Origin of the sequence: Pantoea sp. YU22 (assembly GCF_003970755.1) — a bacterium.
GTDB classification, from domain to species: Bacteria; Pseudomonadota; Gammaproteobacteria; order Enterobacterales; family Enterobacteriaceae; genus Pantoea; species Pantoea piersonii.
This window is the reverse complement of record NZ_RYDU01000012.1, coordinates 53,760-77,300: the sequence shown is the minus strand read 5'-3', so window position 1 is coordinate 77,300 and position 23,541 is coordinate 53,760. Positions and strand designations below refer to the sequence as shown.

Here is a 23,541-nt window from a genome sequence, read left to right as displayed (position 1 = left end):
TGAATGATTGTGAACAACGAAGCACACTCCTCAGTTAATGTTCCCCAGTCGATCCCGGCACGCAATCGTATGTTCCGGGCGTTGCTCAATCGCGATAAAACGCCTGTCGCGGTGCTTATTTCCGCCGCGCTGGTCGGCATCATCGTCGGGCTGGTCGGCAGCGCGTTCGCTAAAGCGGTCAGCTGGGTGCAGCACTGGCGAATATCGGTGGCTGCTCCGGCGCTGCACTCCGGCTGGACGCTCTGGGCGCTGGCGTTCTCGCTCTCCGCGCTGCTGGCGATGGCTGGTTATTTCCTCGTGCGGCGTTTCGCCCCGGAAGCAGCAGGCTCCGGCATTCCCGAAATTGAAGGCGCGCTGGAAGAGCTGCGCCCGGTGCGCTGGTGGCGCGTCATCCCGGTAAAGTTCTTTGGCGGGATGGGAACGCTCGGCGCGGGTATGGTGCTGGGGCGCGAAGGGCCGACGGTGCAGCTTGGCGGCAATATCGGCCGTATGGTGCTCGATATGCTGCGCATTCGCAGCGACGAAGCGCGTCACTCCCTGCTGGCGACCGGCGCGGCGGCCGGGCTGGCGGCGGCTTTTAACGCGCCGCTGGCGGGCATACTCTTTATTATTGAAGAGATGCGCCCGCAGTTTCGCTACAACCTTATCTCAATCAAAGCGGTCTTCACCGGCGTCATTATGGCGAGCATCGTGTTTCGCCTGTTCAACGGCGCGCATCCGGTTATCTCCGTAGGGAAACTGGCGGACGCGCCGGTCGAGACGCTGTGGCTTTATCTGGTGCTGGGTATGTTGTTCGGCATGGTGGGTGTACTGCTTAACCGGTTGATTTTTCTCTTTCAGGATACGTTTGCCCGCCTCTATGCCGGGCGCATCTGGCGCGCGGTCGCGACGGGCGGCCTGCTGGGCGGCGGCTGTGGTCTGCTGGCGCTGTGGTTCGCGCCGGGCACCGGCGGCGGATTCGAACTTATTCCACAGGCGACGGGCGGCCACTACACGTTTGGCGTGCTGCTGGTAATTTTTGCGGTGAGACTGTTTACCACACTGCTCTGCTTCAGCTCTGGCGCGCCAGGCGGTATTTTCGCGCCGATGCTGGCACTCGGCACCGTGCTGGGCACCGCGTTCGGCGTGCTGATGGCGGACATTTTTCCGCTCTACCATCTGCAACCCGCCACCTTCGCTATTGCCGGAATGGGCGCGCTGCTCGCCGCCTCGGTGCGCGCGCCGCTGACCGGCATCGTGCTGGTGCTGGAGATGACCGATAACTATCAGCTGATCTTGCCGATGATCGTCACCGGGCTGGGCGCGACGCTGCTGGCGCAGTTTCTCGGCGGCAAACCGCTCTACTCCTCTATTCTGGCACGAACCCTGGCGCGCCAGCAGGCGGAGAGCGGCAAGGCTTAGCGCACCTTGCCGCGAAACACCCAAAAAGCCCAGCTGTGATAGAGCAGCGTCAGCGGCATAATAATGAGAGTGCCGATCAGCACAAAAAGTTGTGTAGCCGCTGGAGCGGCGCTGTGATGCAGATCCTGCTGCCAGGGAATGAGCCAGGGATAAAAACCGCAGGCGACGCCAGCGAACACCGCGGCGATCAGGCCCAGCGTCAGCGCCAGCTGCCAGGTCGCCCGACCGCGCCACAGCGCGACCAGCTGGGCCAGCCACAGAAGCAAAATCAGCGCGACGGCGATCTTGCCGGGCCAGCGCTGCCAGGCGGTTATCCAGATATCCTGGTTAAGCAGCATCACCGACAGAAACAGCACCAGCGAAAGCACCCAGCACAGCCAGGCCAGCGGGCTGGCTTTCTCCTCGACATCCTCGCCGATGCGCCAGCGGATCCAGCAGCAGCCGAGCAACACATAGATCACCACCAGCCCCAGGCCGCACAGCAACGGCGTTAGCGAGAAACCGATCTCCAGCCCGCGATGCGGCTCTGCGCCGAACACCACGCCTGCGCACCAGCCCTGAAGAAAAGCCGCCAGCGCCGAGCTGGCGCACATCAGCCGATCCAGCCAGTGGCGAAACGCTTCCTGCGCCTGCGCCCGATATTCCAGCGCCAGCCCGCGCAGAAACAGCGCCAGCACCATCGCGAAAACCGGCCCGCACAGCGTGTTGAACAGCAGGCTATAAACCGTGGGAAAAAGCGCGAACATGCCGCCCGCCAGCAGCACCAGCCAGGTTTCGTTGGCGTCCCAGATGGGCAGAATGCTGTCCACCATGCGCTTACGCTGCGACTCTTCGCGAAACCAGAGAAAGAGTATGCCGACGCCGAGATCGGTGCCGTCGAGCAGCACGTAGATCAGCATGGAAAGCAGCAGCGCCAGCGCAGCGAAGTCAGCGATAGTCATGGCGAAGTCCTGATCTCCTGCGTGACAACGTCACCCTTCGGCTGCAGTGGTGAAGAGATCAGCCGCAGCAGATAGCGCAGCCCCAGTGCAAAACTGAGAGCGTAAATCACGATAATAGCGGCGAGTATCGCTACGGTCGTTGAGAGCGACAGCGGTGAAATGCTGTCCGCGGTGCGCAACATGCCATAGACCGTCCAGGGCTGACGGCCGATTTCCGTCACCAGCCAGCCGGCCAGCATAGCGATAAAGCCCGCTGGCGACAGCCATACCAGCATGTTCAACAAGCGCCGCGAGCGGGTCAGCCGCCCGCGCCAGTGCTGCACGTTTGCCACGATGCTGGCGAGCAGCATCACCACGCCGAGCCCCACCATCAGGCGAAAGGCGAAAAACACCGGCGCGACCGGCGGTATCGTCTGGGGATCAAATTCGCTCAGGCTTTTGATATGGCCGGAGAGGTTATGCCGCAGATAGAGCGAAGCGATATCGGGGATCGCCAGCTCGAGCCGGTTGCGCTGCGCCTGCTGATCGGGCCAGGCGAACAGCCGCAGCGGCTCGCCGTCGTTAGCCGCAGGCTGATGCCAGCTGCCCTCAATCGCCGCCAGCTTGGCAGGCTGATGCGCCAGTGTATTCTCACCGTGCAGATCGCCGACAACAATTTGTAACGGCACCGCCACCAGCGTAAAGGAAAGCGCGGCAGTCAGCATGCGACGCGCCGCCTGCTCCTGCACGTTGAGCAGCAAACGGCGCGCGGCGACGCCCGCTATCATAAAAGCCACCGCGATTAGCGAGGCCAGCAGCATATGGCTGAAGCGAAAAGGGAACGAAGGCGCGGAGAGCACCATCGTCCAGCTCTCCGGCAAAAACCGCCCGCTCTCGTCACGCGTAAAGCCGGTCGGCGTCTGAAGCCAGGAGTTGGCGGCCAGGATCCAGAAAGCGCTCAGTAGCGCGCCGAGGGTCACGAAGCAGGTAACGATAAAATGTATGCCCGGCCTGATTTTTCCCATCCCGAACAGCATTACGCCGGTCAGCCCCGATTCAAGAAAAAACGCCACCAGCACTTCATAGAACAGCAGCGGGCCAATCACGCCGCCGACTTTTTGCGACAGTCCTGACCAGTGGGTGCCGAACTGCACTTCCATCACCACGCCGGACACCGCGCCGACCGCCACCGTCAGCGCAAAGACCTTTAGCCAGAAGTGCAGCGCCTCACGCGCGCCCGGCTGCTTTCCCCACAGCCAGCGCGCCTCGAACCAGAGCAAAAAGGGCGACAGCCCGAGCGTCAGCGCAGCCAGCGTAATATGCATCCCCATTGTGAGCGCGAACTGGCCGCGCGACAGCAGCAGCACCCACTCAGCGTTACTCATTGCTCGGCTTTCCGCTATAGCGGGTGATCGGCTTCTCCTCCTCGCGCTGCATACCTGCTGAGAACGCCTCCAGCGCGGCGAACAACGGCCGCAACCCCTGCCACAATTTTTCATCATTCAGCAGATGCAGCACGCCGCGAATGCCGGGCGCGGCGTGAGACTGCTGCTGCGTTTCGTCGCTGGCGGGCTTCATCGCCATCGCCGCGTCGCGTACCGCCAGCAAAATATGGTTAAGCCGCTCCGGCGGAATGGTGCTCAGCGTCATCATTATCAGCGAAAGATTTTGAATCGCGCTCTGCGTGCCCGGTCGGTTTAGCCCGGAAACCAGAATTTTGCCGATATCGTTATTGGCTTTGATCGCGTCGTTAGCCAGGCGCAGAAAACCGTGCTGGTGCAGGTTTTCCACCAGCTCATCCATCGCTTCCTGAGCGGTTTTCTCGGTGCGCGTCGGCGGTACGGAATAGGAAAGTCGTTCGGCCATCAGAATTTCTCCGGGTGTTCTACATGTTCAGGCGGCTGAAGATAGCCTTCCTGCTGCCACTTCTGCTCAACAGGCAAATGATCCAGCGGCGTGCGCTGGCCGTGGCGGAAATTATGTCGCGGAATAGGATTCGGCTGCGGCGTACGCGTCAGTTTCGTCATGCTGACGGCGATCTCTTTATAAGCCGGGGTGTTGACGTCGGGATCGTGATGTTCGCCGGTCAGGCCGTTGACGCCAGGTTTGCCGTGGTGAATAGGAATAAACAGCACGTTACCCGCTACGCGATCGGTGACCACGACCGGCACCTCTACCGTTCCGCGCCTGGACTTAAGCGCGACCCATTCGCCCTCTTGCAGGCCGCGCGCCTGCGCCAGCTGCGGCGAAATCTCCACAAACCAGTTAGGCGACAGCGACATCATGCGGCCGCCTCTGCCAGTCTGATTAGTGGACTGGAAATGTTCCAGCATGCGGCCGTTATCCAGCATCAGATCGTATTCCGCGTCCGCCTCTTCCATCGGCGGCTGCCAGCTCAGCGGGTAGAGGCGCGCCTTGCCGTCCGGGAACTTGAATTTGTCGGTATAGAGCAGCGGCGTGCTCTCGCCATCAGGCTTGACCGGCCAGATTTGCGACTGCCAGCCCACCAGCCGTTCATAGCTGACGCCCGCGAAAATTTCCGCGATGCTCGCCGCTTCCGCCATAATCGCGCCAGGATTGGGGTAGTTCCAGTGATGACCCAGACGCGCGGCCAGCTCAGTGAAAATCTGCCAGTCCGGGCGGCTGTCGCCCAGCGGTGGCATCGCTGACGAGAAGTGCTGGATGCGGCGTTCGGTATTAACGAAGGTGCCCTCTTTCTCTACGCTTGGGCAGCCTGGCAACACCACGTCGGCGAACTCGGCGGTGCGGCTCATAAAAATATCCTGCACCACCATAAAATCGAGGCGGCTGAAGGCTTCATGCACTTTTGTGGAGTCCGCGTCGGAAAAAGCCGTCTCTTCGCCGGTGATATACATAGCGCGCAGTTTTCCCTCATGCGCATGCTGCACCATCATAAAATTATCGGCGCCGGGCTGATCGGAGAGCGCCTCCGGCGCGACGCCCCAGGCGCGCGCCCATTTTTCGCGTATCGCGGGATCGGAGACTTTTTCATAGCCGGGGTAGACGTTACTGAGGCAGCCGAAGTCGCTCGCGCCCTGCACGTTGTTATGACCGCGCATCGGATAGCCGCCGGTACCCGGGCGCCCGTAGTTGCCGGTCACCAGCAGCAGGTTAGAGAGCGCCGTACTGGCGTCCGCGCCGTGGCTGTGCTGGGTAATGCCCATCGCCCACAGCAGGCAAACGCTCTGCGCCTGGCCAATCATCTCCGCCGCGGCCGTGAGCTCTTCCACGCTCAGACCGGTAATCTCGCTGGCGAACGCCAGGGTAAAGGGTTCCAGCGAGGCGCGGTACTCCTCCACCTGGTTGACACGCTCCGCCAGAAACGCCTCGTCAGCGTAGCCGTGATCGAACATATATTTCGCCATGGCGGACGCCCACACCATATCGGTGCCGGGCTTGATGCGCAGGAACTGGTCGGCGCGGTCCGCCATTTCATGTCGGCGCGGATCCACCACCAGCAGTTTCTGCCCGCGATGCTTATGGCTCTGTTTAATATGCGAGGCGATCACCGGATGGTTCTCCGCCAGGTTGCTGCCGACGGTGATAATCAGATCGGTTTTTTGCAAATCGCGAATGGTGCCCGCATCGCCGCCGTAGCCCACCGTGCGGAACAGCCCTTCGGTTGCCGGGTTCTGACAGTAGCGTGATGAGTTATCGACGTTGTTGGTGCCAAATATCAGACGAGCGATTTTTTGAGAAAGGTAGGCCTCTTCGTTGCTGGCCTTGCTGGACCCGATAAAACCGATGGCGTCACCGCCATACTGGCGCGCCACGTCGCGCAGCCCCTGGGCCACGCGATCCAGCGCTTCGTCCCAGCTGGCTGGGCGGAAACGGCCATTTTCGCGGATCAGCGGCGTGGTCAGGCGTTCCGGGCTGTTGACGAAATCCCAGCCGAACTTGCCTTTCACGCAGGTGGAGATGCCGTTCGCGGGCGCTTCCGCCACCGGCTGCACCTTCAGAATATGGCGATCGCGCGTCCAGATTTCGAAACTGCAGCCCACGCCGCAATAGGTGCAGACCGTTTTGGTACGTTTGATCTCCGCCTGGCGCAGCGCGTCGTCGATCAGGGATATGCCGGTAATCGGCTCCATGCCGATGCTGTTCTCCAGCGACTTGACGAAATCGATCATCGGGCGCTTCAGACCTTCATCCATGGCGGTAAAAGGTCCCGCGTCAGGCTGCATGGTTTTCTCCAGCAGCGCGTTGCAGGGGCAAACCGTGACGCAGTGGCCGCAGCTGACGCAGCTCGATCCCGCAATCTGCGTGCCGCCGTCCCACAGCACGCGGGGATGCTCCTGGGTGTAATCGATGCTGAGCGTCTCATTCACTTCAACGTTCTGACAGGCTTCTACGCAACGTCCGCACAGAATGCACTGGTCAGGATCGTAGGTATAGAACGGATTGGAGTGGTCTTTGCTGGTGGGTTTGCGCTGGTAGGGGTAGTACTGGATTGGGATATGCATATCCGCAACGGTGTTATGCAGCGTACAGTCGCCGGTGTTGTGTTCGCAAACCGTGCAGTAGAGCTCATGCCGATTCAGGATCCGATCCATCCCTTCCTGCTGTGCAGCGCGTGACCATTCCCCTTCGCTGTTGATTTCCAGCCCCTGAAAAGTACGTAGCGTACAGCCGCGTACTTTTTCGCCGTTGGCTTCCACCCAGCAAACATCGCAGCTTTCCAGCGGCTGTAACGCCGGGTGGTAACAAACATGAGGCAGTTTTTTACCCTGCTCGGTGAGAAAGTCGATCAACGGCTGATTAACGGCGCCTACCAGGGGTTCGCCATTATAAATAATGGTACAGGTTTTCTCTGACATTTAACGCCTCGTTATCGACATTGCAATTGGCATCTTGCCAGCGTGCTTTGATTGTTATGTAAAGTTATGTTTTCAGCTTAGCGGCAATTATATGGCCTGCAATAAAACGGCTTCGTTTATACATCTCAACACGTCTGAAACCTCAGCGCTCCGCTGAGGTTTAATCATAAAAAACCCAGTAATTTCAACGGAAAAAAATAATTTAAGAGGCAGATCTCAAAAATTGTTAATCATTGCTACCCGCTGCGTTTATTTATGCGCCGGGCAGGATTTCTGACGCTTTCTATACTTTTTAATTCGACAGGTTTCCAGCAAACGATACTCAAGAGGCGGAGGTAAATAATGAAAGCATTAGTCTGGCACGGCGTGGGAAATATCCAGTTAGATAACGTTCCCGATCCGCAAATTGAACAACCGGGCGATGCCGTTATTCGAATTACCGCCTCGGCGATTTGCGGAACGGATCTGCATTTTATTCGCGGCACCTTTAGCGATATGCAGCCCGGTACTATCCTGGGGCATGAGGCGGTCGGCATCGTAGAGCAGGTCGGCGACGAGGTGCGTAACTTCAGCCCGGGGGATCGGGTGGTGGTCTGTTCGACGGTATCCTGCGGCGTTTGTCCGCCCTGCCGCGCTGGCCATACCGCGCAGTGCGATAACGCCAACCCCAATGGCCCGGAGGCAGGCACCTGCTTTTTTGGCGGCCCCAAAGCGACCGGCCCGGTAAACGGGCTTCAGGCTGAAAAAGCGCGCATCCCCTTCGCCGCTAATACGCTGGTGAAAATCCCCGACGACGTAACGGATGAGCAGGCCATTTTAATCAGCGACATTTTTCCTACCGCCTGGTTTGGTGCCGAACTGGCTGATATCACGCGCGGCGATATTGTGGTGGTGTTCGGCTGCGGGCCGGTCGGCCAGTTCGCCATTGCCAGCGCGCTGCTGATGGGCGCGGCGCGGGTCATTGCGGTGGATAGCCACGAAGACCGGCTGGCGATGGCGCGCCGTCAGGGCGCTTTCCCGGTGAACTTCGAGCGGGAAGATCCGGTTGAGGTGATTAAAAAGCTGACCGGCGGCACCGGCGCGGACTGCGCCATCGACGCCGTTGGCGTTGACAGTCAGCATGCCCATCACGGTCCAGCCAGCGCCGAGGCGGAGCAGAAAGCGGATAAATTCGCGCAGGAGGTTGCGCAGGTCGCGCCTGAAACCCATCCGCAACACGGCAACTGGATCCCCGGCGATGCCCCGACGCAGGCGCTGGAGTGGGCGATCGCCGGCCTGAAAAAAGCGGGCCGTCTCAGCATCATCGGCGTCTACCCGCCGACCGCGGAGACCTTCCCCATCGGCAAGGCGATGAACAAAAATCTCACCATCAAAATGGGCAACTGCAACCATCACACCCATATCCCTTATCTGCTGGAACTGACGCGTACCGGCGCAATCGATCCCACCAAAGTCCTGACCAACGAGGAACCGATCGAGAATGTCATTGAGGCCTACAAGGCTTTCGACAAGCGCGAGCCGGGCTGGATAAAAGTAGAACTGGAGACCTGAGCAGCGCAGCTACTCTGGCCCCTGCTGTAAAAATACCCTGCGATAAACCGCCGGCGTCATGCCGGTGTGTTTTACAAAGGCGCGGCGCATTACATCGCCGCTGCGATAGCCGCTGGCGGCAGGGATCGCCTTCAGCGGCAGTTGCCCCTCCTCCAGCAGCGCGCGCACTTTCTCTATGCGCGCATTTTCCAGCCAGCTTCCCGGCTGCATATCCAGCTCCTGACGGAAAAGACGCCCCAGATGACGCACGCTAAGGTCGATATGCGCCGCCAGATCCTGCACGCCGCCAATCTCCTGCAGATGCGCCAGCGCCCAGCGCTGCAAATCCTGCAGCGCGGCGCGGCCTGTCAGCGACACGCTGTCGCGCCGGGCGAAGTGCCCCTGGCTGACCGGGCGTCGAAAAAACATCACCAGGCTCGCCGCCACCTCCTGGGCCACCTCGCGTCCCAAATCTTCCTCTACCAGCCGCAGCGCCAGATCCAGTCCGGCGGTCACGCCCGCCGAGGTGCGCAGCGGCCCGTCGGCGACATACAGGGCGTCTGGCTCCACCAGCGCCTGCGGACAGCGCAGCGCCAGCAGATCGGCGCAGGCCCAGTGCGTCGTGACGCGCCGCTGATGCAGCAGCCCGGTTTGTGCCAGCAGCAGCGCGCCGCTGCAGACAGATCCATAGCGCTGGCTGCGCGCGCAGATCGCCCGGAGCTGCGCGCACTGCGCCTGGCTCAGCATCTGCTGTTCCGCATCCGGCGCGCCCGCCACCAGCAGCGTGTCGATTGGGTGGCGCACCGCATCGCCCAGCAGAAAGTCGGCGCTGAGCCGGACGCCGGACGAGGCGGTAATGGCGCTGGCGTCCGCCGCCATGACGCGCAGAATATAGAACTGACGGCGCAGCGCGCGGTTCGCCTCGGCAAAGACATCAAGCGGGCCGGAAACGTCGAGCAGTTGCACGCCGGGCAGCGCGAACAGGGTAACTGAGTGAGACATGCTTTATGGGCGTCCTGAACTGTCGTTATGACCTTAAACGTCGTTATAAGACAATTTGAGACAAGCGTCATGCGTTTTATGCTCACAGTCAGTTAATCCACTGGAGAATCCTGATGAGCTTTCATATAAACGGCGTCACCATTCCTGATACGCAACTCGCCCGCGACGCCACCGCGTTTATTCGCGACCGCGAATCCGATTTGCTGTTTCACCACTCCAGCCGCGTCTACTACTGGGGTGCCTTAGCAGGCCAGCAGCGCGGGCTGAAAGTCGATCGCGAGCTGTTGTACGTTGGCTGCATGTTTCACGATATTGGCCTGACGCACGAGCACTGTAGCTGCGACAAACGTTTTGAAGTGGATGGCGCGAACGCGGCGCAAGCGTTTCTGGCCAGCTACGGCATTGCGCAAAGCGATATCGACAAGGTCTGGACGGCGATTGCGCTGCACACTACGCCCGGCATTCCTGAGTTTATGGCGGCGGAAATTGCGCTGGTGACCGCTGGCGTTGAAATGGACGTGCTGGGTATCCGTTACGATGGGTTCAGCGATGAAGAGCGCGAAGCGGTGGTGCAGCAGCATCCGCGCAGCGCCTCCTTTAAAGAGGAGATTATCCAGGCTTTTTACGAGGGTATCCGGCACAAGCCGCAGACCACCTTCGGTAATGTAAAAGCCGATGTGATTGCGGATAAACAGCCTGACTTCGCGCCGCTCAATTTCTGCAGCGTCATTCGGCAGTCGCGCTGGAAAGGTTAAACGGGCAAAGGTAAAGAAAGCAGCCTGGCGGCTGCTTTCTTCCGTATCGCGTTACGCTGGCTCTCCCTCCAGCCGGAACTGCTCGACCGACTGCGCCAGCATGGCGGAGTGATCCTCCATAGCGCTGGCGGCGGTGGAGATCTCCTGCACCAGCGCGGCGTTCTGCTGCGTGACGCTGTCCATCTCGTTGACCGCGATGGAAACCTGGCTGATACCGCGGCTCTGCTCATCCGATGCGGTAGCGATCTCGTCGATAATCGCCTGCACCGAGGTCACCGCCTGGGTAATCTCCTGCATGGTGCTACCCGCTGTGCGTACCAGGCTGACGCCGCTGTCGACGCGCTGCGTTGATTCTTCAATCAGCGAGGCGATATCTTTTACCGCCGAGGCGCTGCGCTGCGCCAGATTCCGCACTTCTGAAGCGACCACGGCGAAACCGCGCCCTTGCTCGCCTGCGCGCGCCGCCTCTACCGCTGCGTTAAGCGCCAGGATGTTGGTCTGAAACGCAATGCTGTTGATGATGGCGGTGATATCCCCGATCTTGCGCGCGCTGTCGTTGATTTGCGCCATGGTCTGCACCACTTCACCCACCAGCGCCTCGCCTTTGCGCGCGGTCAGCGAGGCATTTTCCGTCAGCGTCGTCGCCTGATGCGCATTGGCAGCGTTGTGTTTCACCGTCGCCGTAAGCTGTTCCATGCTGGCTGCGGTCTCCTCCAGCGCGGCGGCCTGCTGTTCAGTGCGTGACGCCAGGTTGATATTACCTTTAGCGATCTCCTCTGCGCCGTCGCGTACCGATGCGCTGGTCTCTTTGATATGGCTCACCATGGCGATCAGCCGCGCCTGCATAGTATGCAGCGCATAGAACAGGCTGCTCTGGTCGCCCGCTTTCAGCGGAATACGGGTATGGAGTTGCCCATCCGCCACCGCCAGCGCAAAGGCCGCCGCGTCGGCAGGTTCGCCGCCCAGCGGACGCAGCACGATGCGGCTAAATACGACTCCAAGCAGCAGGCTCACCAGCACAATGCTCGCCAGCATCATCCAGAGCGCGTTGTGCAGCTGCTGACGCGCGCCGCTCATGACGACGCTCACCGGCGCGGCGACGCCCAGATACCAGACGTTGCTGCTGTTGCCGATAACAACCGGCTGCCAGGTGATGAGGGATTTTTCGCCGAGAATAGCGTCATCCTGCTCCGTCACCTCTGATTTCAGGCGGCTCTTGTCGCCTTTCCACATCTGGTTATTCTGCTCTTTGTCAGGCGAGGAGACGATTTTTCCGCCGCTGGAGAGCAGCATGGCGTAGCCGGTGCCCTGCCAGGGTTTAATCTCATTGACCCGCTGCTGCAGCGCCGCCAGCGAAATGTCGGAGGTAACAACGCCCCAGAGTTTGCCACGATCGATAATCGGCGTAGCGATAGAGGTGAGCAGGGTCGGCACGCCGTTATAGGCGTAGCTGTAAGGTTCGGTAGGAAAATCTTTGCGCGTGCGCTGCGCCACCAGATAGTAGTCGCCCTGACCCGGCGTCAGAAAGGAGGTCAGCGGATGCATCATGTAATGACCCGCCTTATCGCTATCGACAAACCAGGCGTAGCGCCCTTCCGGCGGCTGCCCGCTCTGCGTGGCGAACTCTGCGTCGCGCCCGTCGAAGACATCTTTCTCCAGGATCACCGAAATGGAAAGGTAATCGGGATTGCTGCGGAGCGTATATTCGGTCAGCTTATCCAGGGCGTGACGGTCATGAATGCCGGCATCCGGCATCGCTATCAGGCTCTGCCCCAGGCTCTGCGCCACATCACGCGCATGGTTAAGGCTCTTTTCCACTTCCATCGCCTTACTGTGCGCAATCTGCTGCAGATACTCCTCCGCCAGGGTGCGTTGCGCCTGGCCTGACTGCCAGCTCAGCACACCGATGGTGACGGCGAAGCCGGTAGTGATAGTTAACGCGCCGGTCAGCAGCATCATGGCGCGGGTGCTTATTCTTTTTTTTGTGGCGCGATCGGCTTTCATTATTGGTTTTCTCCCCACTCTTTCATTTTTCTGGTGCTGGCGAATAAAACAGCAATGCTGTTACAGAGCTTATCGGCGTGGGGTTTTGAAACTTAAGTAAGGAATAAAGAGGGAAAGAGAGAAAAGGGGCGAACGTGCAAGCGTTCGCCCCGAAAACAGGATGATCAGGCCAGTTTATTCAAGGCGTTAACCGCCAGCTGCGCCAGATACTGCGCCGTTGGAAAAAGCGCTTTATCGTCGACGCGGAATTTCGGATGGTGCAGCGCCCAGGGGCCGCCTGAGCCTACCATCATAAAAGTACCCGGGATCTTCTGCTGATAGAAGGCGAAGTCTTCGCCGATTGGGCTGGCCTCAATGCGGCGCGCCTCAAAACCGACGTCGCTCGCCTGCTCCAGCGCAAAATCCACCCACTCCGGCGTATTCACCACCGATGGCGGGCCGGCATGCCACAGGAACTCAATATTCGCGCCGAACGCGGCGGCAAGCCCGTCGAGCAGCGCCCGAAAACGCTGTTCGATCAGCGCACGCGCCTCGGCGCTAAAGGTACGCACCGTGCCTTCCATATAGGCGGTATCCGGGATAACGTTCCAGGTGCTGCCGCTGTGGATCTGCGTAATGGAAACAACGGCGTTCTGATCCGACGGCACGTTGCGGCTGATCAGCGTCTGCACCGCGCTGATAATCTGGCCCACAATAACGATCGGGTCGTTGCCCTCATGCGGTTTCGCCGCGTGCGCGCCCTTCGCGGCGATCTTGATCTCAAAGCGATCCACGCCCGCCGTCAGCGCGCCCTCTTTGCCGCCCACCACGCCGACCGGCAGGGTCGGATCGTTATGGATGCCGAAAATTACAGCGGCCTCATCCAGCGCGCCTGTGGCGATCAGATCGGGCGCGCCCAGACCGGTCTCTTCGGCGGCCTGGAACAGAATGCGCACGCGACCTTTCAGCGACGCCGCCTGCTGTTGCAGCAAGATGGCGGCGCCCAGCGCGGCAGAGGTATGGAAGTCGTGGCCGCAGGCGTGCATAACGCCCGCACGCTCAGAGGTAAACTCTACGCCGGACTCCTCTTCGATCGGCAGGGCGTCGATATCGGAACGCACCACAACCAGCGGGCCTGACGCCTCGCCCACCTCAGCGACCAGGCCGGTTTTCAGCGGCAGATCGAGAATGCGTATGCCCGCGTCGGTGAGCGCGGCGCGAATTTTTTCCGTGGTTTCGAACTCCTGGTTCGACAGCTCCGGAAAACGGTGCATATCGTGGCGAAACGCCTGGATCTGGCTGGCAAGCGCCCTGTCCTGTTCGCGGATCTCTTTCATCTTATCTCCTTCCCGTGCGGTGGCCTGCGGCAAAGTATGCGGCGGCGCGCTTAAATATTGAAATCATCATTGGTTTCGATGTTAGTCATCTGGCGCAAAAAGCGGCGCGTCACCGGGTTGTCGGAGAAGCTGATCACCTGCTCCGCCGGACCCTGCTCGACAATATGGCCGTCCGCCATAAAGATGACGCGATCGGCCACCTCTTTCGCGAATTGCATTTCATGCGTGACGATTACCATGGTGGTCTTCTGCTGCGCCAGGCTCTTCATCACCTGCAGCACTTCATGCACGCGTTCAGGATCGAGCGCGGAGGTTGGTTCATCGAACAGAATGGCGCGCGGTTTGACCGCCAGCGCGCGCGCAATGCTGACGCGCTGCTGCTGTCCACCGGAGAGCGTAACCGGATACTGATGCGCCTGCGGCGCCATGCCGACCAGCTCCAGCAGCTGCATGCCGGTCTCGCTGGCCTGCGCTTTCGGCATCTTCTTCACCATGATCAGGCCTTCGGTAATGTTCTCCAGCGCGGTTTTGTTGCGAAACAGGCTGTAGTTCTGAAACACCATGGCCGTCTGACCGCGCAGCGCATGCTCTTCTTTGGCGTTGTAGTTCGCGGTATCGAGCGAAACCTCGCCGATCTGGATAACGCCGGACTCCGGTTTTTCCAGCAGGTTAAGGCAGCGCAGCAGGGTCGATTTGCCGGAGCCGGAGGGACCGATAATCGCCACGACTTCGCCTTCACCGATCGTCAGACTGATATCGTTCAGCACGACCTTATCGCCGAAACGTTTATTAAGCTGTTTTACACTGATCATATGAGCCTTAGCGTTGCAGTGAGTGACTGAGTTTTTTCTCCAGCAGCGCCTGCAGGCGGGCGTAACCGATAATCACCAGCCAGTAAATCAGACCTACTACGAGGAAAGTTTCGAAGTAGCGCAGCGACTCCGCCGCAATCATTTTGCCTTCGGCAAACATTTCGGAGACGCCCAGCGCAAAAGCGACGGAGGTGTCTTTGATCAGCGAAATAAAGGTATTGCCGGTGGCGGGCAGCGCATTCAGCAGCGCCTGCGGCAGAATGATACGGCGATAGATCTGCGCCCGACGCATGCCGATAGAGAGCCCCGCTTCCATCTGCGTGGGATCGACTGACGCCAGACCGGCGCGGTAGATCTCCGCCATATAGGCTGACGTCTTCAGGCTGAAGCCGATAATCGCGGCGGTGGTGGCGGACATGCCGGTCAGCGCCGGGAACAGCTGCGGCAGGCCGAAGTAGATGATAAAGAGCTGCACCAGCGACGGCATGCCGCGGAACAGCGAGATATAAAGCTCGACCAGCTTGCTCACCACCATCGATTTGCTGTTGCGCAGCAGCGACAGCCCAAGACCAATCACCATGGCGCACGCCATCGACACCACGGCCAGCATCAGCGTGACCGGCAGATAGCTAAGAATTTGCGGCGAAATCTTCAGCAGATAATTAAAATCAAAATTCATAAAAAGCCCTTAACGACGTTTGCCACCCGGCGGTGGCAAACGTTGACAAGTAAACGCAGGGTTTAGTGAGACGGCTGTACGGTAATATCTTCGCCGAAGTATTTTTCCGAAATCGCTTTCAGGCGACCATCCTTACGCATTGCGTCGATCTCTTTGTCAAACGCGGCGCGCAGCTTGTCGCCCTTCTCATCTTTGTGGAACGGAAAACCGACAGACTCGATGACCAGCGGCTGGCCGACAAACTTCAGCGGCAGACCTTTCTGGTTAATCTCGGCCATCAAAATCGGTCCAGAGTTGACGTAGCCCTGCACACGATTGTTGATGGCGTCGTTCATTGCGCCGTCGCGGCTCTCGTAAGTGCGGATCGTCACGCCGTTATCGCCAAAGGCTTTTTTCAGGTTAGCCAGATGGTTGGAACCGAGCACGCCGGCAATCGTCTTGCCGCGCAGATCGTCCAGCGTGTTGATATCGGCGTTGCCTTTATTGGTAACGATCTGGCTGCCGTAATAGCTGTAAGGGGTGGAGAAATTATATTTATCCTGACGCGCTGGCGTGATAGCGACCACGTTCGCCACGGTATCCAGCTTGCCGCCCTCCAGCTGGCCCATCAGGCCGCTGAAATCCGAGGTGACCCAGTCGATTTTGTAGTTCAGGTCTTTGGCGATCGCTTCGGTAACCTCAACGTCGAATCCGGTCAGCTTGCCATCTTTTTTAAAGGCGCCGGGAAAGCTCAGGCCGGTCGCGCCGACGCGAATGGTCGTGCCGTCGGAACCGCCCTGCGCGTTTTTATCATTGTTGTCACAGGCGCTAAGCAGTGAGGCCGCCATCACGACGGACAGTGCGATTAACCCTTTTTTCATGGTGATTTCCCTCGTCTTTTCTGTGCAGCCGCGCTTAGCGGGCGTGCTGTGTATGAATCGTTTTTTTCATATAAACGGTGATGTGGCCTTTGCCGAGGTCTTTTTTGCTGACCTTCTCAAAGCCCATCGCCTCATAAAGCTGAATCAGCCACGGATGGTTTTCGGCGGTGCCGAGCGAGTAGGCTGGCGCGCGCAGCTGATCGTGCAGCACGGCCTGCTCCAGCCAGTCGAGCATCTTCACTCCCAGCCGCTGACCGCGATAGTGCGGCGCGGTGGCGAACCAGCCGATATGCGGCAGACCGAAGGGGCCCGGCAGCGGGCCCCAGGGGTAACGCAGCGTCACCGAGGCGACCAGTTCACCCTCGCGGAACATGCCGTAAACCCCGTGCGCGGCGATATGGCGCTGCATCTGCTCTGCGTCGGCCGTGGCCGCATCGAATTTAATGCCCAGATCGCGCGCGGAAGCGTAGGCCGCGTGCACCAGCGTGTAATAGGCCGCGGTATCAGCCTCAGTCAACTGGCGGAAACTGTCGCTCATGCCCGTATCTCCAGCAGTCCCGACGCCTGCGCGGCGGCGATCACCTCATCCACCTTACGCGGCGCCGAGCCGAGATAGTTCACCGGATTGAGCCAGCCGTTGAGTTCGTCGTCGCTAATGCTGTTGTCCATCTGCGGATGGGCACGCAGCGTCTCTTTGAAGTCGCGCTGCTGTTCGTAGGCCTGCATGGCGCACTCGTACACCACATGGTGCGCGGTCTGCTTGCCCAGCTTTTTGCCCAGTTCGAACATCACCTTTTCCGACAGCAGCAGACCGCCCTGCATATCCAGGTTGCGGCGCATGCGCGCTTCATTCACCGTCATGCCGCGCAAAATAGCGATGGCGTTTTGCAGCTGCGCCGAGAGGTAAATACAGATCTCCGGCAGGGCGATCCACTCGGCGCGCCAGCTCATGGCGTCACGCTCGTGTTCGACGTGCATCGATTCATAGATCAGCGCGGCGCTTTTCAGCACCGGCGCGGTCAGGCTGGCCAGCCCCTCCAGCGCAGCGGGATTGCGCTTGTGCGGCATGGTGGTTGACCCGATCTTTCCGGCGGAGAAGGGCTCTTCAATCTCGTTGATTTCAGTGCGCATCAGGTTATAAAGCTCGTTGCCGATTTTGCCCAGCGTACCGCTGATCAGCACCGCAACGGAGGCGAACTCCGAGAAGCGGTCGCGCGCCGACTGCCAGCCGATATTCGGCGTTGCCAGCCCCAGAATATCCAGGGTGCGCTTTTCCACTTCCGGGCCCTGTGGGCCGAAGGAAGCGTAAGTAGAGATAGCGCCGTTGATATTGCCGGTAAGCGTACGGGGTTTGATGTCGTTAAGACGCGTCAGATGGCGCAGAAATTCGTCCAGCCAGACGGCGACTTTAAAGCCGAAGGTGGTGGGCAGCGCCTGCATGCCATGCGTACGGCCCACCATCGGGGTATGCTGATAGCGCCTGGCGACGCCAGAAAGCTCATTAGCCAGCACGGTTGCGTCGCGCTGAATAATGGCGAAAGCGTCGCGCAGTTGCAGCACGGTAGCGGTATCAACGATATCCTGCGTGGTTGCGCCATAGTGAATAAACTCGCCCGCCTCGCCGCACTGTTTTTGCAAGGCTATCAGCGTCGGCATCAGCGAGTGTTTCATCTGCGCGCCCTGCTGAGCGATGTCGTCGATATCCAGCTGTGATGGATCGGCGCGTTCAACAATGATCTTTGCCGCCTGCGCCGGGATCACGCCGAGTTCGCCTTCTGCCTGAGCCAGCGCGACTTCGACCTGGACCTGCTGTTTTAGCCGGTTCTGCTCCGACCAGACAGTGCGCATTTCTGGTGTACCAAAATTGTTGCCAATTAAAAGAAAATCAATAATATGTGACGCCATATAAATGTCACTTGTGTTGTTTTACGAAGCCCTAAAATAACATCTTCAACCCGCCTTACTGATAATGGAAAAACATATCTTATAGCGCTAAGTTATAACTGTATGGCAAAAGCCCGTCTCTTCGCGATTGTCTGGCGAAAGCGGTTAAACGGCCGCAGGCCTTGCCAGATAAGGAAAGCACAGAGCGTTAAGCGTAAGGTTGTAAATAAATATCGCCTTTCTTTTTGCGTTTTTGTTATTAAGCAGCGGCTGCCGCCTCTTTTTTCAGAACAGTGCCACTCTCTTCATTCCCACTTTGCATTTTGCGCGCCGCTGTTTCAGGCCCGTGCTTTGCCACGCGCGGCGGCTCTATTACACTGTGCCCATCGCGTATAACGTTTATGGATAATAAAGATGATGATTGAAAAGGCGGATGAACAGTTTCTGCACACTCTTTTAGGCGAGCCGGTCGAGACGGTCGAATTTGGCTCTGCGCAGGCGGAGACGATGCGCCTGGCTTTACAGAACGCCCGTGCCCAGCGGAATGTTGAAGTGGAGAGCGACTGGAAACGCAACGCGCTTTTCCTCGCGCTGTTTGTGTTTCTTTATGCCGCACTCGGCGCATTCCTGACGCTGGATCTCTCAACGCGCAGCACCGGCCATAAAAGCCTCGACTATGCGCTGCAGGCAGTGCCGGTGCTGATCGCCTTCTCCGGCTTTTTTCTCTCGCTGCTGTTTCTGTTTGTCACCCGCAGCAGCGCTCGCCGTCTGCAAAACTGGGAGCGCGCCATTGTGCTGCTGGAGAAATATACCGGCGGCAACCTGTATAAGCAGATCATGGATCTGGGCGCGCGCACCACTCACTACTCGTTTTCCGCCATCAATGTCGCGCTGGCGCTGTTTATCTGCGTCACATGGGTAGTGATGTATAACTTCTTTACCTTTACCACCAGCGGCGTTATCGGCAGCGTTATCTCGCTGTTTATTACCACCATGACCTATGTGATCCTGGATATTCAGCTGCTGAAGCCGCACCGGCTGGACCATGAGGAACCGGTCGGGCTGGAAAAAGAGGAAAATAAAGGATCGTCAGAGGAAAAGCCCGGCAGATAAAGGCTCGGTTACAGAGAGCGACCAACGTCGTCAAGCGGTCTCTCTTTTGCACAGTACATAACGGAAAAGCCCGACGCGCTGGCGTCGGGCTTTTATCAGGCATTAACGGCTCGGATGGTTCACTTCAACCGGGCGCAGATCAAACAGCAGCACTTCGGCATTGTCACCCTCGCTAAAGGTCAGGCTTTTCTCATTGCGCACCCGCGCCCCGTCGCCCGCCTTAAAGCTGATGCCATTCACCGTCACACTGCCGCGTGCGACATGAATATAGGCGTAGCGCGCTTCATTGAGCGTAAAGGTCTGCTGCTCATCGCCATCGAACAAACCGGCATAGAGACGCATATCCTGACGCACCGACAGCGCGTTATCTTCGCCTTCCGGCGAGACAATCAGGCGCAGCTGACCGCGTTTTTCGCTTTCCGGCACCGAAATCTGCTGATAGCCAGGCTGCGTTCCTTTTTCCGCCGGTACAATCCAGATTTGCAGAAAGTGCACGCCATCGCTTTTCGAATGGTTGAATTCGCTGTGCGTCACGCCGCTACCTGCGCTCATCAGCTGAACGTCGCCGGGGACGATAACCGAACCGGTGCCCATGGAGTCCTTATGCTCCAGCGCGCCCTCCAGTACATAAGAGAGGATCTCCATATTGGAGTGCGGATGGGCGCCGAAACCGCGTGCAGCAGCAACCCGATCGTCGTTGATCACCAGCAGGTCGGAAAAGCCGCTCTGTTTTGGATCCCAGTAATTCGCGAACGAGAAAGTGTGCCGTGAATGCAGCCAGCCGTGGTCACCGAGGCCGCGTTGCTCTGACAGTCGTTGCTCAATCATGGTCTGCTCCTGTTATGTAAAAGGGGAAGCGCCTTTGCCCTTCCGATGGAACAGACAATACCGTAAACTAATTTCCATAAAAACAGGCTGGAATGGCAATCACTGTCACAAATAAGTGGACAATATGCTGATAGAAGACCTTCGTATCTATGTCGCCGTTATTCATGCAGGCAACTTCACCGCCGCAGCGGAGCAGCTCATGCTCTCCAAGCAGTACGTCAGCCGCCGCATGGCCGCGCTGGAGGCCTCGCTGGGGTCGCAGCTGCTGAGCCGCAATACGCGCAAACTCTCGGTGACGGAGGCGGGCATGCTTTTCCTGCCGCACGCGCAGCGTATTCTCGACGATGTCCGCGAAGCAGAGCAGGCGATGTCGACGCGTCGGCAGGAGCTTCACGGCACCTTCCGTATCAGCATGCCGATGTCGTTCGGCATGAGCCATCTTTCACCGCTTATCGCGCAGTTCCTGGCGCAGCATCCTGCCCTGCAGTTTCATATTGAACTGGCGGATCGTTACGTCGATATGATCGGCGAAGGTTTCGATATGGCTATTCGAATCGGCGCGCTGGCCGATTCGACGTTAATTGCACGCCGTCTCGGCGAACAACGGCGTCTGATTTGCGCCAGCCCTGCTTATCTGGCGCGCGCGGGCGAACCCGACACGCCGGACGATCTGGCACAGCATGCCTGTCTGCGCTACGGACGTGAAGCCCTAAGCGGCTGGGAACTGCAGCAGTCGGGCAAACGCCGAAGCGTGATTGTCCAGGGTCCGATGCTGAGCAATAACGGCGAAGTGCTGCGCGATGCGGCGATTGCCGGGCTGGGGCTGGTACTGCTGCCGGAGTTTATTGTCGGGCCGGCGCTGAAGCGCGGCGAACTGGTCAGCGTGCTGGAGCCGTTTCAACCCGCGCCGCTCTGCCTGAATGCAGTCTATCCGCAGCATCGCCAGCGCAGCGAAGTAAACCGCGTGCTGCTGAATTTTTTGCAGGAACAGCTGGGAAACAGAGCGGGCTGAACAGCCCGCCCGTACTCAGAGGGTGACGTAGAGATGCAGCACGCGCACCAGCTGGGTGACAAAACCATATTCGTTGTCGTACCAGGAGACGGTTTTAACCAATTGCAGATCGCCCGCTTCGCTGATTTCTGTCTGGGTCGCATCAAAGACAGAGCCGTAAGGCACGCCGATCACGTCGGTGGAGACAATCTGGTCTTCGGTATATTTAAACGACTCATTGTTCTCGCAGGCGCGCTTCAGCGCCGCGTTAACCTCGTCGACCGTGACTTTTTTCTCCAGAATCGACACCAGCTCGGTGACCGAACCCGTTTTGGTCGGCACGCGCTGCGCGTGGCCTTTCAGTTTGCCGGTCAGCGCCGGGATCACCAGCCCGATCGCCTTCGCCGCGCCGGTGCTGTGCGGGATAATATTTTCCGCAGCGGCGCGCGATGAGCGGAAATCTTTGCCGCGCGGCCCATCCACCAGCGCCTGGGTGCCGGTATAGGCGTGAATGGTGGTCATGGTACCAACTTTAATGCCAAAGCTGTCGTGCAGGGCTTTCGCCATCGGCGCAAGGCAGTTGGTGGTGCAGGAGGCAACGGAAATGATCTTGTCCTCCGCGCTGATGGTGTCGTGGTTGACGTTATAAACGATGGTTTTCATCTCGCCTGCTGGCGCAGAGATCAGCACTTTGCCTGCGCCAGCGTCCAGATGCGCCTGCGCTTTTTCCGCTGAGGTATAGAAACCGGTACATTCAATGACGACGTCGACGCCCAGCGATCCCCACGGAATATTCTTCGCCTCTTTCTCTGCAAAGACCGTAATTTTTTTACCGTTGACCAGCAGCGTATTGCCGTCCACGCTGACGTCGCCATGGAAGGCGCCGTAGTTGGAGTCATACTTCAGCAGATAGGCCAGCATTTCCGGCGAGGTGAGATCGTTAATCGCGACCACCTCCACCGCCTCCTGCTGCTCCAGAATGCGTCGTAAAACCAGACGGCCAATACGTCCAAAACCGTTGATGCCAATTTTCTTCATGGTGATCTCCCAAATCCGGTAACACTGCGTGTTGAGGGTTAATGACGGGTGAATCTGCGCATGGAACCATTACTGCATAACAACGTTGCACTGCGGTGAAGTGAGAGAGTATAGCCTGTGCGGCCTGGGGAAACTTGTCAGCAAGAGGCGTGCGGGCGGTAAGCGGCAGGCAGAAAAAAACCGCCGCTGGCGGTTTAATTCTTAAAGCGTTTACGCCGGAACATGGCGTTCTGTTTACTTCGGTTTACCTTTCTTTTGGCGTAAGCCATGATGGTGGTCCAGTCGGGATCGGCGGTATTTTTCATATAGTGGCTCAACGCCTCCGCCAGTTCGCTCCATTTTTGCACCTGCAGCTGCGCATCGCTGGCCAGCGTCATTTTAAGCGTATCAATCAGCCCGTCGACTCGCTTTTTAACATCCTGTAGTTTTTCGCCTGTCTGATACCCTGCTGCAATACGCCTTAACTCAAGCGCGTAATGATCAATATCGATCTCTGTTATGTACAAACCTACCTCTGCTCTTTCTGGCCTGACCCATAAGCATAGCGTTTAAAAACGCCTGCGTTGCACGAAAGCAGCAGTAAACAAACGGCCGCTTAAGCGATGACACGATCCGCTAAGCCCGCCGTTTCTTCAGGGGCGAACGCGCTGACAGGGTGATACAGTGATCAGGCAGGATAAAGGGCCGCAAAGGTCCTGCTGTTACCGGCTCAGGCCGTACGGAACACCGCCACCCTGTGACGCAGCTGCCCGGCGCAATTTACGCATTGAGTGAGCGCTTAATTAAGTCAGTTTTTACTGATGAATTTTGCTGCGCTATGACGCGTTTTTTAATAAGCCGACCCACTTATAAGGCCAGCTGTTTTTCTTAAGCAGATAAAAGCGCAAATAATCTTCCCGGACACCTGATGTCTGCATCAGCGCAGGGGGTTACTAAGGCTTAAATAAGGCTAAGCGCTACTGGCTCAGTTTGCTACGGGCAAGCCACGCCTTCCAGCGATTCTCCACCAGATGGTAACGATAGCCTCTGAAACTGTCTCGTCTCAGCCAGCGCTCCTCAAAAAATTCATCGCTGCGGATCCAGCGTTCAAACTGCTGGCGCTCAAACTCTTCATTCATCTTCAGGTCTTCTCGTCTCTCTTTCGCGCTTCGGTTAATAAAAAGTATAGGCGACTAAAACAGCCTGTTGCGCTCCGCGGCCTGCTCACGCCCTACTAAAGAAGCGGGCGTTTTACTCGCCTGTTTAACCAGAATAGCCAGCAGGGATAAATACTGACATGAACGCAACCTGCTGGAAATCCTGCCAAATGTAATGTGACTTCTTTCACGAATCAGCACTTTTGGCAAATCAGTACACCAGGTTGAAATTTGTATAAAAAATATGTTTTATCTATTTAATATGAATATATTAGGCGCGCGGCTTTCTCTTTTACGCTTAATTCGCAACAGGAATTAAAAGCAGGTTATGAAATTTATTATTGATATATTGCCGTTCTGATTTCATAGTTCAGTCGTCTCTGAGGTTTTTTCTCTAACGGGATCACGCGGCGTTTCGGATAGGGTGCTGAAAG

At 58.3% G+C, this 23,541-nt stretch carries 21 protein-coding genes; 5 read left to right on the top strand and 16 right to left on the bottom strand.

Annotated features, from left to right (window positions below; genetic code table 11):
- Positions 1 to 9 precede the first annotated feature (9 nt).
- Positions 10 to 1,401 carry a H(+)/Cl(-) exchange transporter ClcA gene (gene clcA / locus EKL29_RS16130; RefSeq protein WP_126690190.1) on the top strand — a complete coding sequence of 464 codons (1,392 nt, stop codon included), beginning with the start codon at positions 10 to 12 and terminating at the stop codon, positions 1,399 to 1,401.
- Here clcA and EKL29_RS16125 read toward each other — a convergent pair.
- From EKL29_RS16125 to fdhF, 4 genes are read right to left on the bottom strand one after another with little or no spacing between them, the layout of a single operon-like run.
- Positions 1,398 to 2,342, bottom strand: coding sequence for a cytochrome d ubiquinol oxidase subunit II (locus tag EKL29_RS16125; protein WP_126690189.1), 945 nt, complete (start codon positions 2,340 to 2,342; stop codon positions 1,398 to 1,400). The genes clcA and EKL29_RS16125 overlap by 4 nt on opposite strands.
- On the bottom strand, positions 2,339 to 3,706 hold the full coding sequence (locus EKL29_RS16120; protein ID WP_126690188.1) for a cytochrome ubiquinol oxidase subunit I: 1,368 nt from the start codon (positions 3,704 to 3,706) through the stop codon (positions 2,339 to 2,341). Before EKL29_RS16120 ends, EKL29_RS16125 begins: the two co-directional genes overlap by 4 nt.
- Positions 3,699 to 4,187 carry a DUF1641 domain-containing protein gene (locus tag EKL29_RS16115; RefSeq protein WP_126690187.1) on the bottom strand — a complete coding sequence of 163 codons (489 nt, stop codon included), beginning with the start codon at positions 4,185 to 4,187 and terminating at the stop codon, positions 3,699 to 3,701. Before EKL29_RS16115 ends, EKL29_RS16120 begins: the two co-directional genes overlap by 8 nt.
- Positions 4,187 to 7,159 carry a formate dehydrogenase subunit alpha gene (gene fdhF, locus EKL29_RS16110; RefSeq protein WP_126690186.1) on the bottom strand — a complete coding sequence of 991 codons (2,973 nt, stop codon included), beginning with the start codon at positions 7,157 to 7,159 and terminating at the stop codon, positions 4,187 to 4,189. Before fdhF ends, EKL29_RS16115 begins: the two co-directional genes overlap by 1 nt.
- Before the next feature lie 342 nt (positions 7,160 to 7,501).
- Between fdhF and EKL29_RS16105 the strand changes: the two genes are divergently transcribed.
- Positions 7,502 to 8,710, top strand: a complete 1,209-nt coding sequence (locus EKL29_RS16105) for a zinc-dependent alcohol dehydrogenase (RefSeq protein ID WP_120456052.1) — start codon at positions 7,502 to 7,504, stop codon at positions 8,708 to 8,710.
- 9 nt (positions 8,711 to 8,719) lie between these two features.
- Here EKL29_RS16105 and EKL29_RS16100 read toward each other — a convergent pair whose 3' ends face one another.
- Positions 8,720 to 9,691 carry a GlxA family transcriptional regulator gene (locus EKL29_RS16100; protein ID WP_126690185.1) on the bottom strand — a complete coding sequence of 324 codons (972 nt, stop codon included), beginning with the start codon at positions 9,689 to 9,691 and terminating at the stop codon, positions 8,720 to 8,722.
- 113 nt (positions 9,692 to 9,804) lie between these two features.
- On the opposite strand from EKL29_RS16100, the gene EKL29_RS16095 reads away from it, so the two are divergent.
- A complete protein-coding gene (locus tag EKL29_RS16095) occupies positions 9,805 to 10,446 on the top strand; it encodes an HD domain-containing protein (RefSeq protein ID WP_126690184.1) in 642 nt (213 codons plus the stop codon).
- Positions 10,447 to 10,497: 51 nt separating this feature from the next.
- On the opposite strand, the gene EKL29_RS16090 is transcribed toward EKL29_RS16095, so the two are convergent.
- From EKL29_RS16090 to purB, 7 genes are all read right to left on the bottom strand, one after another.
- Complete coding sequence (locus tag EKL29_RS16090) at positions 10,498 to 12,450, bottom strand: methyl-accepting chemotaxis protein (protein ID WP_120456046.1); 1,953 nt, start codon at positions 12,448 to 12,450, stop codon at positions 10,498 to 10,500.
- Between the two features lie 164 nt (positions 12,451 to 12,614).
- Positions 12,615 to 13,766, bottom strand: coding sequence for an amidohydrolase (locus tag EKL29_RS16085; RefSeq protein ID WP_120456044.1), 1,152 nt, complete (start codon positions 13,764 to 13,766; stop codon positions 12,615 to 12,617).
- A 50-nt stretch (positions 13,767 to 13,816) separates the two neighbouring features.
- Positions 13,817 to 14,578, bottom strand: coding sequence for an amino acid ABC transporter ATP-binding protein (locus EKL29_RS16080; protein WP_120456042.1), 762 nt, complete (start codon positions 14,576 to 14,578; stop codon positions 13,817 to 13,819).
- A 7-nt stretch (positions 14,579 to 14,585) separates the two neighbouring features.
- Positions 14,586 to 15,257, bottom strand: coding sequence for an amino acid ABC transporter permease (locus EKL29_RS16075; RefSeq protein WP_120456040.1), 672 nt, complete (start codon positions 15,255 to 15,257; stop codon positions 14,586 to 14,588).
- Between the two features lie 62 nt (positions 15,258 to 15,319).
- Positions 15,320 to 16,123 (bottom strand): amino acid ABC transporter substrate-binding protein, encoded by an 804-nt coding sequence (locus tag EKL29_RS16070; protein WP_311779037.1) that lies wholly within the window; start codon positions 16,121 to 16,123, stop codon positions 15,320 to 15,322.
- A 28-nt stretch (positions 16,124 to 16,151) separates the two neighbouring features.
- Positions 16,152 to 16,655, bottom strand: coding sequence for a GNAT family N-acetyltransferase (locus EKL29_RS16065; RefSeq protein WP_120456035.1), 504 nt, complete (start codon positions 16,653 to 16,655; stop codon positions 16,152 to 16,154).
- On the bottom strand, positions 16,652 to 18,022 hold the full coding sequence (purB, locus tag EKL29_RS16060; protein ID WP_126690182.1) for an adenylosuccinate lyase: 1,371 nt from the start codon (positions 18,020 to 18,022) through the stop codon (positions 16,652 to 16,654). The genes EKL29_RS16065 and purB overlap by 4 nt, the downstream gene beginning before the upstream one ends.
- Positions 18,023 to 18,409: 387 nt before the next feature.
- On the opposite strand from purB, the gene EKL29_RS16055 reads away from it, so the two are divergent.
- A complete protein-coding gene (locus EKL29_RS16055) occupies positions 18,410 to 19,114 on the top strand; it encodes a hypothetical protein (RefSeq protein WP_126690181.1) in 705 nt (234 codons plus the stop codon).
- A gap of 102 nt (positions 19,115 to 19,216) precedes the next feature.
- Here the strand turns inward: EKL29_RS16055 and EKL29_RS16050 are convergent, their stop codons facing one another.
- Positions 19,217 to 19,942 (bottom strand): pirin family protein, encoded by a 726-nt coding sequence (locus EKL29_RS16050; RefSeq protein ID WP_120456027.1) that lies wholly within the window; start codon positions 19,940 to 19,942, stop codon positions 19,217 to 19,219.
- 124 nt (positions 19,943 to 20,066) lie between these two features.
- Here EKL29_RS16050 and EKL29_RS16045 point away from each other — a divergent pair, with 124 nt between their 5' ends.
- The gene (locus EKL29_RS16045; protein ID WP_120456025.1) at positions 20,067 to 20,954 is read left to right on the top strand and encodes a LysR family transcriptional regulator; all 888 of its coding nucleotides are present in this window, start codon (positions 20,067 to 20,069) and stop codon (positions 20,952 to 20,954) included.
- A 15-nt stretch (positions 20,955 to 20,969) separates the two neighbouring features.
- Here EKL29_RS16045 and gap read toward each other — a convergent pair whose 3' ends face one another.
- The 3 genes from gap to EKL29_RS23130 all read right to left on the bottom strand — a co-directional run bounded on the left by gap (position 20,970) and on the right by EKL29_RS23130 (position 23,089).
- Positions 20,970 to 21,971 (bottom strand): type I glyceraldehyde-3-phosphate dehydrogenase, encoded by a 1,002-nt coding sequence (gene gap / locus EKL29_RS16040; protein WP_126690180.1) that lies wholly within the window; start codon positions 21,969 to 21,971, stop codon positions 20,970 to 20,972.
- A gap of 194 nt (positions 21,972 to 22,165) precedes the next feature.
- Positions 22,166 to 22,477 (bottom strand): hypothetical protein, encoded by a 312-nt coding sequence (locus tag EKL29_RS16035; RefSeq protein WP_120456021.1) that lies wholly within the window; start codon positions 22,475 to 22,477, stop codon positions 22,166 to 22,168.
- A 450-nt stretch (positions 22,478 to 22,927) separates the two neighbouring features.
- Positions 22,928 to 23,089 carry a hypothetical protein gene (locus EKL29_RS23130; RefSeq protein ID WP_158618938.1) on the bottom strand — a complete coding sequence of 54 codons (162 nt, stop codon included), beginning with the start codon at positions 23,087 to 23,089 and terminating at the stop codon, positions 22,928 to 22,930.
- Positions 23,090 to 23,541 lie beyond the last annotated feature (452 nt).